7 protein-coding genes are annotated in these 12,216 nt (G+C 41.6%); 4 read left to right on the top strand and 3 right to left on the bottom strand.

Annotation, left to right across the window (positions count from 1 at the left end; all coding sequences use genetic code 11):
• Positions 1-115: 115 nt before the first annotated feature.
• Entirely contained in the window at positions 116-1,255 is a 1,140-nt protein-coding gene (locus O0550_RS08260) for a PP2C family protein-serine/threonine phosphatase (protein WP_258426011.1), read from the bottom strand.
• A 216-nt stretch (positions 1,256-1,471) separates the two neighbouring features.
• On the opposite strand from O0550_RS08260, the gene recQ reads away from it, so the two are divergent.
• The 4 genes from recQ (at position 1,472) to O0550_RS08240 (ending at position 9,272) form a co-directional block, all read left to right on the top strand.
• Positions 1,472-3,250, top strand: coding sequence for a DNA helicase RecQ (gene recQ, locus O0550_RS08255; RefSeq protein ID WP_258426010.1), 1,779 nt, complete (start codon positions 1,472-1,474; stop codon positions 3,248-3,250).
• Positions 3,251-3,462: 212 nt separating this feature from the next.
• Positions 3,463-5,814 carry a 5'-nucleotidase C-terminal domain-containing protein gene (locus O0550_RS08250; RefSeq protein WP_396125755.1) on the top strand — a complete coding sequence of 784 codons (2,352 nt, stop codon included), beginning with the start codon at positions 3,463-3,465 and terminating at the stop codon, positions 5,812-5,814.
• 192 nt (positions 5,815-6,006) lie between these two features.
• A complete protein-coding gene (locus O0550_RS08245; protein ID WP_181747479.1) occupies positions 6,007-7,482 on the top strand; it encodes an FAD-binding oxidoreductase in 1,476 nt (491 codons plus the stop codon).
• Between the two features lie 233 nt (positions 7,483-7,715).
• Entirely contained in the window at positions 7,716-9,272 is a 1,557-nt protein-coding gene (locus O0550_RS08240) for an ABC-F family ATP-binding cassette domain-containing protein (RefSeq protein WP_003342840.1), read from the top strand.
• 148 nt (positions 9,273-9,420) lie between these two features.
• On the opposite strand, the gene O0550_RS08235 is transcribed toward O0550_RS08240, so the two are convergent.
• Together O0550_RS08235 and O0550_RS08230 are read right to left on the bottom strand one after the other, a co-directional pair.
• Positions 9,421-11,400, bottom strand: a complete 1,980-nt coding sequence (locus O0550_RS08235; RefSeq protein ID WP_258426009.1) for a sensor histidine kinase — start codon at positions 11,398-11,400, stop codon at positions 9,421-9,423.
• Positions 11,378-12,070 carry a response regulator transcription factor gene (locus tag O0550_RS08230; RefSeq protein WP_003334121.1) on the bottom strand — a complete coding sequence of 231 codons (693 nt, stop codon included), beginning with the start codon at positions 12,068-12,070 and terminating at the stop codon, positions 11,378-11,380. The genes O0550_RS08235 and O0550_RS08230 overlap by 23 nt, the downstream gene beginning before the upstream one ends.
• Positions 12,071-12,216 lie beyond the last annotated feature (146 nt).

Raw genomic sequence — 12,216 nt, 5'->3', positions numbered from 1 at the left:
ATGACCTCCTCGTAGTGAATCTTTGTAAAATGTTCCCAATATATAATGACGACAATAAACAAGAAAAGTCACGCTTATCAGAAAAAATATTTTTTAAAAATGCTTACAGGGAGGTTTATTCGTTAGCACGAATCATTAGCAGGCACATATCATCATGCTGATGCTCCCTAGCTTCAGGAGGTAAAATATTTTCTACCAGTTGTTCAGGAGTTAGAGGGTGATTGAAAAGCGCTGTCTTCATGATTTCTGTCCCATCATCTACGGTATTTTCCAGCATTTCTAATAGACCGTCCGTGTATAACACCATTTGCATGCTCTTCTCGTACGCAATAACCGTTTTTTGTACCTCAATTTCTGCGAAGAAACCGACGGCACAACTTCCTTTATCCAAATAATGAACCGTTACATCGTCTACGATCATGATCCCCTTTGGATGTCCAGCATTGACGTATTCTACAGTCCTTTTTTCGGTATCAATGACTAGGTAAATGGCGGTGAAATAGTATTGAAGGAAGCGCTCTGTACTGTTTAACTGATACATGTATCTGTTTAACTCCTGAATGACTTGTTCTGGGTCAGTAATTTTCGTAATGGTATCACGTAGAACAGATGAAATATACATACAAACCAGAGAAGCCGCAATTCCATGGCCCATCATATCTAATAGGATCACGCCATAGCGCTTTTCATCAATAGGTATCCAGGAATACATATCTCCAGCTAGTTCAAAGGTAGGCAGATAGGCAGCGCTAATCTGAATCCGTTCATTATGGATTGGATGGCTTAACACGCTTCGTTGTACTTGTTTAGCAAGCTGAAGCTCACTTTGGATGACCTTATCACGTTCTCGATGCCAGTCGCTTTCGTGCTTTAAACGCAAAGCAACTCGAATACGCGCCATTAATTCAATTTTATTAATCGGCTTCATTACATAATCATTTGCACCTACATGAAGAGCCTCTGCCATTTTAAACGAGTCGCCCATAGCTGTAACAAAAATAATCGGGATATGCTTTAATTCGTCATTTTGCTGAATGCGGCGACAGGCTTCAATGCCGTCTATTTCCGGCATCATGAGATCAAGCAATATGAGATCCACACTGCGATGGATTTTATGTGGCGCATCTATTTGCAGATAGTCAAAAAGCTCGTTGGCTGAATGCAGGAGCTTAATATCTGTATATCCTTCACTGTTTAATATCTTTTCAATTATGGTGAGATTAATCGGATTGTCATCCACGACGAGAATGCTCATTACCTAATTCTCCTTTTCGTAAAGACGGAATATGTACTCGGTTAATCGTATCATAGCTAGATAGTGAGTGAGCGGCTACACGTCACTTACCTCTTTACCCGTAAACTATATGTTTGAAACAGACTCATGATAAGATTTTGTCTATCTTGTTTTGATACAATAGAAAAAAACATGGTGGCAAATGAACGGGAGCTGCCAAAAAAAGTGGTGATGATAATGCTACATTTACATCAGGCAGAGGAGCTTCTGCAAAGATATTACGGCTATCCGGCCTTTCGACAAGGACAGCAGCAGATTATTGAAAGTATTTTGAGCGGACACGACACGCTAGGAATCATGCCTACAGGCGGGGGGAAATCCATCTGTTATCAAATTCCCGCCTTACTGTTCGATGGAATTACACTCGTAATCTCTCCCTTAATCTCTTTAATGAAGGATCAGGTAGATGCCTTAGTTAGTATGGGTGTACCTGCTACTCAGATTAATAGCTCTCTTTCCTATCATGAGGTGCAGGAAAGAATGAGTGATGCTAGAGGGGGCAGGTACAAATTGGTTTATATTGCTCCAGAGCGACTTGAATCCGAACAGTTTCGGGAAATGATTCAGGAGATGCCGATTTCGTTATTAGCCGTGGATGAAGCGCATTGTGTCTCGCAGTGGGGGCATGATTTTCGCCCCAGCTATCTAGCGGTTGCGAGCCTTGTACAGTCATTACGTACGCGGCCTATCGTGGTGGCTCTGACCGCAACGGCTACCCCTGAGGTAAAAGAGGACATTTGCCGACTCCTTGCACTGCAAGAAGGTCAAGTATTCGTTACCGGGTTTGGCCGGGACAATTTAATGCTGGCTGTACGGAGAGGCGAGGATAGACGCTCATTTGTTTCTGACTACGTGACAGCAAATCATGGACAGGCTGGTATCATATATGCTTCTACTCGCAAAGAAGTAGAAAGTCTCTATGAATTTTTACGCCAAAAGGGGCATCGTGTAGGTAAGTATCACGCAGGCCTATCCGAGGATGAGCGTATCAGCAATCAGGATGCTTTTCTATTTGATGACGTAAATGTCATGATTGCAACGAATGCATTTGGAATGGGGATTGATAAGTCCAATGTCAGATACGTCATTCATTACAATATGCCGAAAAATCTGGAGGCCTATTATCAGGAGGCTGGTCGTGCAGGACGTGATGGAGAACGTAGTGAATGCATCCTGCTGTTTCAGGCACAGGATATCCAAACGCAGAAATATTTTATTGAACAAAATGAACAAACGGATGAAAGAAAAGAGCAGGATTACAAAAAATTATATGCAATGAGTGACTATTGCCGAACCTCACGTTGCTTGCAGGAATACATCCTGGAGTATTTTGGTGATCCCCATGCCAAAGAGTGTGGTACCTGCGGAAATTGTACAGATGACGCAGAGTTAATAGATATCACGGTGGAGGCTCAGAAGATTTTTTCATGTGTGAAACGAATGAAGGAACGTTTTGGAGCGGTTATGGTCGCACAGGTTCTGAGGGGCTCTTCTAATAAAAAGGTACTGCAATTCGGTTTTTCGGCACTGCCTACATACGGCATTATGAAAGACTACACGGAAAAAGAGATTGTAGAGATGATTCAGTGGCTGATTGCGGAAGGTTATATGAGCTTAACAGAAAGCCAATATCCGGTGGTTATGCTTGGGGAAAGAGCGGTGCGAGTATTAAAAGGAGAAGAGCAGGTCTGGCATAAGCAACGCGCGAAGCCGATCAAGCGACAGGAGGATAGTCAATTGTTTGATATCTTACGTCAGTTGCGCAAAACGATCGCCGAGCGAGAGGGATTGCCGCCTTATGTTATTTTTCATGATAGTACCTTGCGGGAAATGAGTGAAATCGTTCCCACTGATAAAGCTACCATGCTCACGATCAAGGGTGTGGGGGAAGCTAAGTGGGAAAAATATGGCGAAGAATTTATCGCATGCGTAACCGAGTATAGTCAGAAGGCGTAGCTGGAAAATGGAGTACATGATGTAGAAAGAAAGCGTGGGGAAAGCCTTGAATTTGGCTCTCCCCACATTTTTTAGAAGCATAAGGCTTATTTTATTTTTTGGAAATAAAAACCTTCAATTTTTCCTGCTTATTTTTAGTTGTAACATTATTAATATTTCGGTAGTCTACTACTAGGACATTTTTTCACAATTTGATAAAAGGGAGATACTACATGCACTTACTTCAAAAAGCCTGCAAAAGTTTCCTAACAGCTATGCTTGGTTTTTCCTTTCTTGCAACCGGAGTAGCAACTCCTGCTCCTGTAGAAGCTGCAGAGAGCAAGAGTAACGATGTGAACGTCACGCTACTGGGCACATCTGATATTCACGGACGCTTCATGCCGTGGGATTATGGCTTAGATGGTCCTAATCTGACTGGAAGCATGACACAATTATTTACAATTATTAAACAAGTAAGAAAAGAAAACCCAAACACGATCTTATTGGATGCAGGTGATCTTATTCAGGATAACTCCGCGGAGCTATTTAATGATCAGCCGCAATCTCCAATGATGGTAGCTTTAAACGAAATGGGCTATGATGCTTGGGCATACGGAAATCATGAATTCAATTTTGGGTTAGATGTATTAGATAAAATCGGAAGCCAATTCACAGGTACGATGCTCGCAGGTAACATTTACAAAGAGAATGGCGAGCGTTTTATGCCTGCTTATAAAATCATCGAAAAAGATGGCGTTAAAATAGGAATTATCGGAATGAATACGCCAATGATTACAGAATTTGAAAAAGGCACTGACCATCTAAACGGGTTGATCGTTAAGAACCCTGTTGAAGAAACAAAGAAAGCCGTTAGCGAGTTAAAAGGGAAAGTAGATGTCATGATTGGTCTTATGCACATGGGGATTGAGAATGAGAATGGCATCCCAGGTACAGGTGTAGAGGACATTGCGAACGCTAACCCGGAATTAACCGCCATCTTTGCTGGTCATATGCACAAATTGGTTAAAAAAGAGGTCATTAATGGCGTTTTAATCACAGAACCTGATAAATATGGAACACACATCTCCCGCATTGATCTTTCCTTTACCAAACAGGGAGATAAAGTGGTTTTAAAAGAGAAAGAAGCAACTGCCATTCCGGTGAAGGCGGCGGATGGTACTTTTATAAAATCTGACGCTGGTTTGGAAAAAACCTTGCAGCCGTTCCATGAATTCGCTCGTGCCGATGCTAACATCGTCGTTGCAGAATTAAAGGATGGCAATCTAGTACCACGCGATGAAATTAAAGGCATTCCACAGGTGCAAGTACAAGCCACACCAATGGCTAACTTCTTTAATGAAGTAATGCTATATTACAGCAAAGCGGACGTGGTTGCTCACCAGATCGATAATGACGATGTGAAGCTAGATGCAGGCCCGATCAAGAAAAAAGATATTGCCTATAGCTATCGCTATGCGGGCGGAGAGGTTACCGTTTATAACATTACAGGTAAAGACTTGAAGGATTATATGGAATGGGCAGCAGGCTACTTTAACACAACTCGCCCAGGTGATGTAACTCCTAGTTTTGATAAAAAACGCCGTGCCTCGAAATATAGCACGAATGATTTTTTTGGTAACGTGAAGTATGAAATTGATTTATCAAAACCAGCCGGTGAACGTATTACTAATTTACGCCGAATGGATGAGACTGCAATCAAACCAGAGGATACAATTAAAATCGGTATGAACTCCTACCGTATGGAAGCTCTGCAAGCAAAAGGTGGGGCATTAGAAGGACGCAAATTCGACGTTCTTTGGTCTTCTAAGCAAAATGATGCGTATGGAGAGACAGGCGGGACGATCCGTAACCTGTCTATGAAATATCTGCAAGAAGTGAAAAAAGGTGTTTACACGCCAAACAACGAGCAATACTGGAAGGTTACCGGCTTCGATGCGAAAGCTCCAGCGCGTGCAGATGTGGTAGAGCTTCTAAATGACGGCATTATGGAAGTCGCAAAAGATGGTAAGTACACAAACATAGCTTCTATTAATGTAAACGATGCTGTTACACCAGCCGAAATCGCAGAGCTTGCAAAAAAAGCGAATGTAAAAGCAGATCAATTTACTGGTGTAAAAACCAAAGGTGAGTTCTATCAAAAGCTAAACCAAGCTCGCAAGGCGTCTGAATCTGCAACGGATCAGTCCACAAAAGAAGCTGAAAAACCAGCTCCTGCGGCTAAAGCGGAAGAACCAGCAGTAACAACGCCAGCGGAAAAAACAGTGGTTACTCCTGTTCACCCAGCAAAACAATCAGCAAAACAGCCAGCAAAACAACCAACAGTAGAGGCTCCTGTCAAAAAGCTTGAGCCAGCACAAGTGGTTGCATCTGACAAGAAGCAGGCTAGAGTTACAGCATACTTTTTGAACCTACGCACCAAGCCATTAGCGGGTTCTAAGATTATGGGAGCTGTACCGAAAAATACCGTTTTAGAGATTGTAGGTTCGCAAAAAGGCTGGTTACAAATCTCTTATCAGGGTAAGACCGCGTACGTTGATAGTGCCTTTGTAAAGGTACTACCGTAACCAGCTAAATGAAATCAATACCGTAAAATATGATGTACTAGGAAAGCAGTCCGATTATAAATCGGGCTGTTTTTTTATTTTGAGGGCCTTTCCAGCTAGGATAGATGCCGTGTCCAGCTATGGAATGAACACATAGAAATAAGGAGGTAAGTCAGAACTACCTGACAGCTAGGAGCTAAGAAGGAGGATGACATGTTAAAACCAAAACAAATAAGAACGGCTAAAGAACGGTTCATAGTAAAAGCAAAGAACGAAGCTACTACAAAAGAAACACCAAAACCAAAGGTCACAACAAAACCAAAGGCCGCATCAAAAACCAAACTAACAGGACGAATTGTTTTCCCGGGGGATGCTGATTATAATCGGGCACGTGCAGAGTATAATCGTCGATTTAATAAGTTTCCTAGAGTAATTGTGTTTTGTCAGTGTACAAAGGATATCATTAATGCAGTTAAGTGGGCCCGTGAAAGGAAGGTACCCATTCGTATCCGCAGTGGTCGACATAGCTATGAAGGGTTTTCCGCCGTTACCGGTGGAATTATTATCGACGTGAGTGAGATGAACAAGATAATTGTAGATCGCAAGCGTAATCTTGCTTACGTACAGACTGGTGCACCGTTAGCAGAGGTCTATCAAAAATTATGGGAAAAAGGGGTAACCATTCCTGCCGGCACGGCGGCCGATGTGGGCGTGGCCGGACTCACATTAGGTGGGGGAATTGGACTGCTGTCACGCCAATATGGACTTACACTGGATCATTTGCAAGCAGTCAACATGGTGGTAGCTTCCGGGAAAAAAGGGGCAAAGCTATTAAAAGCTACTCCAAGCCAGCATGCTGATCTGCTGTGGGCTTCCAAAGGTGGGGGAGGAGGCAATTTTGGTATTGCTAGTTCCTTTATATTCCGAGTTCGCCCGATTCAATTCGTATCGATCTATAGTATTACGTGGAAGTGGAAGGACTTTATAAAGGTATTTGATAAATGGCAACACTGGGCACCAAGTGTAACCAATCGCTTAACATCTACCATTGAAATGTCTTCTAAGCAGGTAGGTACAATCGTTTCAACGGGACAATTGCTAGGAACAGCAAAGGAGCTTAGAAGATTAATAAAACCCCTCCAAAGCACGGGTTCACCGATAAAAGTTAAAGTGCGACAGGTTCCTTATATCGAGGCAGTTAAGTTCTTTGCCGAATCAGACGAAAATTTATTGCCAAAATTTAAAATAACCGGAGCCTACGCATATAAAAATCTACCTATTAAAGGGATAAAGGTTTTACAGGAGTTTTTGGCAAACGCACCAAATCGCCATTCTACAGTGTGGTGTCAAAGCCTAGGGGGAGCTGTTGGCCGTGTCCTGCCCTCGGATACCGCCTATTTCCATCGAGGGGCCAGATATATATTTGAGCTTTCGGCTAGATGGAGAGATAAATCATTCCAGACAGCTAGCATACGATGGGTCAATCGCTTTCGAGAAGCACTTACTCCTTATGTCATTGGGGATTACGTGAATTTCCCCGATCTTCATATCAAAAATTGGCCACAGGCCTATTATGGGACCAATTTTGCCCGCTTGAAGCAGGTAAAGAAAAAGTACGATCCTCACAATGTATTTTGCTTCGCTCAGAGTATTCCGGTGAAAAGGACAACGAGGAAAAAAGTGAAATAAAGCAAGGAAGCTACGCTTTCCCGGAGATTTGTGCTCCGGGTTTTTTCATTCCAGTAGTTTCCGAGAAAAAGATCAATTTCCCTTGAAACTTTTCCTACATTCTGTCACGATTTTCGATATAATCATAGAGATGTAGATTTGGGTAAATCACCGTTGAGAGACAATTACGCAAGAAATGATTCTTTTTTTATACAGCAAGCAAACAATTAATCATAAAACTAAAGGAGTTAATCATGAGTATTTTAACCGTACAAGGTCTAAGCCATGGTTTTGGCGACCGTGCTATTTTTAATGACGTTTCCTTCCGTTTATTAAAAGGGGAACATATCGGTTTAATCGGTGCTAATGGCGAAGGAAAATCTACCTTCATGAACATTATCACGGGAAAGCTAGAGCCGGATGAGGGGAAAATCGAATGGGCGAAGAACGTGCGCGTGGGCTATTTGGATCAGCATGCCGTTCTGCAACGCGGCATGACGATTCGCGACGTGCTGCGTGGAGCGTTTCAATATCTTTTTGACATGGAAGCTGAGATGAATGCAATCTGTGACAAAATGGCCGATGCGACTCCAGAAGAGCTAGAGCAACTGCTTGAAGATATGGGAACCATTCAGGATACGCTAACTAACAATGATTTTTATGTGATTGACGCTAAAATAGATGAGATTGCCCGTGGACTAGGTCTAGAAGACATTGGTTTGGAACGAGATGTACAAGATTTAAGCGGTGGACAACGTACCAAGGTTCTGCTTGCCAAACTGCTTTTAGAGAAACCAGACATTCTGCTATTGGACGAGCCGACCAACTATTTGGATGAGCAGCATATTGAATGGTTAAAACGCTACTTAAACGAGTATGAGAATGCCTTTATTTTGATTTCGCATGACATTCCATTCTTAAATAGCGTTATTAACCTGATTTATCATATGTCCAACCAAGAGCTAGGCAGGTATGTTGGAGATTATGATAACTTCATGCAAATCTATGAGGCGAAAAAGGCGCAGCTTGAATCTGCTTATAAACGCCAGCAACAGGAAATTTCTGAGCTTAAGGACTTCGTAGCACGTAACAAGGCACGTGTATCCACGCGTAATATGGCGATGTCCCGTCAGAAGAAGCTGGATAAGATGGAAGTGATTGAGCTTGCGAAGGAAAAACCAAAGCCAGAGTTTAACTTCAAAGAATCTCGTGCTTCCGGCAAAGTGATTTTGGAAGCAAAGGATTTGGTTATCGGGTATGACGAGCCATTGTCCCGTCCGCTTGAATTGTATATGGAGCGAGGACAAAAAATCGCCTTAGTAGGTGCAAACGGTATTGGTAAAACAACCTTAATGCGCAGTATTTTAGGCCAAATTAAGCCAATCTCCGGTGATGTACGTATGGGTGATTACCTGAATATCGGTTATTTTGAACAGGAGATGAAAGGAAGCAATCCTAATACGTGTATTGAAGAAGCGTGGCAGGAATTCCCGTCATTCACTCAATTTGAAGTGCGTGCAGCATTGGCGAAGTGTGGGCTGACAACCAAGCATATCGAAAGTAAGATTGATGTGTTGAGCGGGGGAGAAAAGGCGAAGGTACGCCTATGTAAGCTAATTAACCGCGAAACCAATTTACTCGTACTAGACGAGCCTACGAATCACTTGGATGTTGAGGCCAAGGATGAATTAAAACGCGCCTTGAAAGCCTACAAGGGCAGTATCCTAATCATATGTCACGAACCAGAGTTCTATCAGGATGTTGTGACTGATGTATGGAATTGTGAATCCTGGACGACTAAAGTATTCTAAGCTTGCGCGAGATCGCGCTATTATATAAGGGTTTCATAAAAGAGAAGCACTCTAAATCCAGCTTTTGCTCGATTAGAGTGCTTCTTCTGTTGTTAGTAAGGCGCTTTTTTTCTTAGTATTGCCTTTACTGTCCGTGACGTGCCAATTGCTATGATTGTGATTTGACCTCATGCCTAATTTGCTTTGGAAAAATCGCCGTTACTTTAAAGTAGTCACCATCAATATCGATGTGCAATTCCCCACCCTGCAAATCCATAATACTCTTGGCTATGGCAAGCCCCAGTCCTGAGCCTTCTGTATGGCGGGATTGATCTCCGCGCTTGAAACGCTCAAATAGCTCGCTTACTTCATAGCTAATTTCGTAGGCAGAGACATTTTTGATCGTAAACAGCACGCGATCTGCTTCCTCGTTCAGGGAGAGGTAAACACGAGTATTAGGCAAGGAATACTTAATCACATTGCTAATGAGGTTTTCGAATACACGCCAGGTCTTTTTCCCATCCACATGCATAAGTATTTTAGGCTGATCAACATGAAGGCGGAAGATTAATCCTGAAGCAGGTATCTTATCAGTAAACTCAGCCAGTGCTTGGTCTAGGAGAGCGACAATATCTACCTGCTCTACATGCATCTCGACAGCACCGCTCGCGACCTTGGATGCCTCAATCAAATCATCAATCAGCACCTTTAAACGATGGGTTTTTTTGTCCAATATGTTAAGGTATTCTTTTGATTCCTCAGGAGTCAGTGTGTCTTGTTTCAAAAGTCCGACATAATTCATAATCGAGGTAAGCGGTGTACGCAGATCATGCGAGACATTGGTGATCAGCTCCGTCTTTAACTTTTCGCTTTTCATCTGGCTATCCAGCGATTTTTTTAAGCCCTCCCGCATATTATTGAGATTCTGGACTAGTTCTTTAAAGTTTCCGGCTTTTGGCTCCTCTATGTGCAGGCTAAGCTGTCCCGCTGCTATATATTCTGTAGCTTTCATAATTTTGTTTAAGGCACCTATTCTACGTAGGGTAAGAGGTACTACAAAGAGAAGGTAAAACAGGATATAAAAGAAGCCACAGATAACAGGAATACGACGGATATCAACCATTCCCCGGATTCCCCAGAAAATTAACAGACAGCTAAAACCAAACCCGGCTGATAAAATAGCTAATAGGACGACTTTAAACAGTAAGCTTTTGTATAACGTGCTTTCTTGATAGAGAATTTTTAGCTGATGCAAAAAACTTTTTTGCCATTGAAGCTGGAGCTGTTCCCGATTATTCAAAATGTAACAAGCTTCGTAGATATGCAAGATGATATAGGCAAACAGTAGTGCAAAACCGGTTAATACAAGAACATGTACGATGCCAGGCTGTAAATAGAAAAAGGATGTTCGATTCAAGGAAATGATTGTAGTTATGCAAACAATGGCTAATAAGAAAATCCGAATATCAATCGGTATACAGCGTAGTACTCGTGCCATTTTTTCTAAGAGTAGGACAGTTATATTCTTTTGTTTGAATAAATAGATACCAATCGAGATGATTCCTATCAGACTAGCCAAACCTACTAGGCACTCGTTCATCAATCGATCTCTACTTGATAAAAAGTACGTATAGTATTTAAGTTCCAGATTTTCTTCATTTAGGGTAAGGGGAACTGTGATATAACCCCACCAGTCAAAATGTTTGAAAAGATAATTAACGTCTTCAAGATTATCAGGTGGATTTAACATTGGGAATTTTGCATAGAATAGTGTTTTTGTTTTTAATTCTTCTTCAGTTGGAGTTTTATCTATGTTTTCATAAACATCTTTCGTTTGTTGATCTTGAATATGGTAGTGAAAGGTATTATCTAGTATAGAAAGTCTAAACTCGGTCCTTTTAAATTCTTCAGCTTGTTCAGCAAACGGTTTTTTTTCGTAATCTTTAAAATCAACAAATCTTCGTACCAATAAATCTGAAAATCGATTCACATCTCTTCCAAAGTCATTGGTAGTAAAGTAATAGTCCTTGCTTAATTGCGGTATGTTATTCAGAACATCTATCGTAACTAGGAATGGTAAAGCCAACAAATAAAAGCTTACAATGAGAGCAACTAAGGGGGTAAATTTACCCTTCGATTTTGTATCCAATGCCCCACACCACCTTTAAATATTTGGGCTCTTTTGGGTTGATTTCAATTTTTTCGCGAATTCTTCGGACATGAACAGCCACTGTATTTTCCGCATTGTAATAGGGTTCCTTCCACACTTTTTCATAAATCTCCTCAATAGAAAATACGTGACCTTTATTGACCATTAATAGCTCAAGAATTTTATACTCCGTTGCGGTCAAACGAACCTCTTCACCATCTACCGTTACGGTTTTTGCATTCGTATTAAGGGTCAAACCGCCGACTGTCGTTTCACCATCGCGTACCTTGTAATTGCCTAGATTGGTATATCTTCGCAATTGGGATTTCACACGGGCAATTAATTCAATAGGATTGAACGGCTTCGTGATGTAATCGTCTGCACCTACATTAAGACCTAGCACGATATCAGTATCTTCAGACTTTGCTGAAAGCATAATGATAGGAATATTCTTTGTTTCTCTGATGGTAAAGGTAGCTTTAATTCCATCCATAATCGGCATCATAATATCGAGTAGGATGAGTTGAATATCTTCTGTTTCTAGAATCTCTAATGCTTCCACACCGTTCCTCGCTTGAAAGACGGCGATATCCTCATTGCGCAAATAAATTTTGATAGCTTCTCTAATTTCTGCTTCGTCATCTACGACTAGTACTTGATATTTTGGCATCTGTTATCCACCTTTTCTTCACGTTCCTTTCATTGTGTCATAGGCTTATCTTACAAACAACTTGTTACAAATAATAAAACGGAAATCTTACAAAAGTCTTAAGATGTAGCAAGTCCTGCTGTTCAAACAACAAAAACCCCCTTCAC

Origin of the sequence: Brevibacillus halotolerans (genome assembly GCF_026891775.1) — a bacterium.
GTDB classification, from domain to species: domain Bacteria; phylum Bacillota; class Bacilli; order Brevibacillales; family Brevibacillaceae; genus Brevibacillus_B; species Brevibacillus_B halotolerans.
The sequence above is the reverse complement of the archived record's forward strand: the minus strand, read 5'-3'. Positions and strand labels throughout refer to the sequence as shown.

What these genes read in the sequence shown, in the direction of transcription:
- O0550_RS08240 (WP_003342840.1), top strand. Translation starts at nt 7,716, where the DNA reads ATGAGTATTTTAACCGTACAAGGTCTAAGCCATGGTTTTGGCGACCGT.
- O0550_RS08245 (WP_181747479.1), top strand. Translation starts at nt 6,007, where the DNA reads ATGTTAAAACCAAAACAAATAAGAACGGCTAAAGAACGGTTCATAGTA.
- O0550_RS08260 (WP_258426011.1), bottom strand. Translation starts at nt 1,255, where the DNA reads ATGAGCATTCTCGTCGTGGATGACAATCCGATTAATCTCACCATAATT.
- recQ (WP_258426010.1), top strand. Translation starts at nt 1,472, where the DNA reads ATGCTACATTTACATCAGGCAGAGGAGCTTCTGCAAAGATATTACGGC.
- O0550_RS08250 (WP_396125755.1), top strand. Translation starts at nt 3,463, where the DNA reads ATGCACTTACTTCAAAAAGCCTGCAAAAGTTTCCTAACAGCTATGCTT.
- O0550_RS08230 (WP_003334121.1), bottom strand. Translation starts at nt 12,070, where the DNA reads ATGCCAAAATATCAAGTACTAGTCGTAGATGACGAAGCAGAAATTAGA.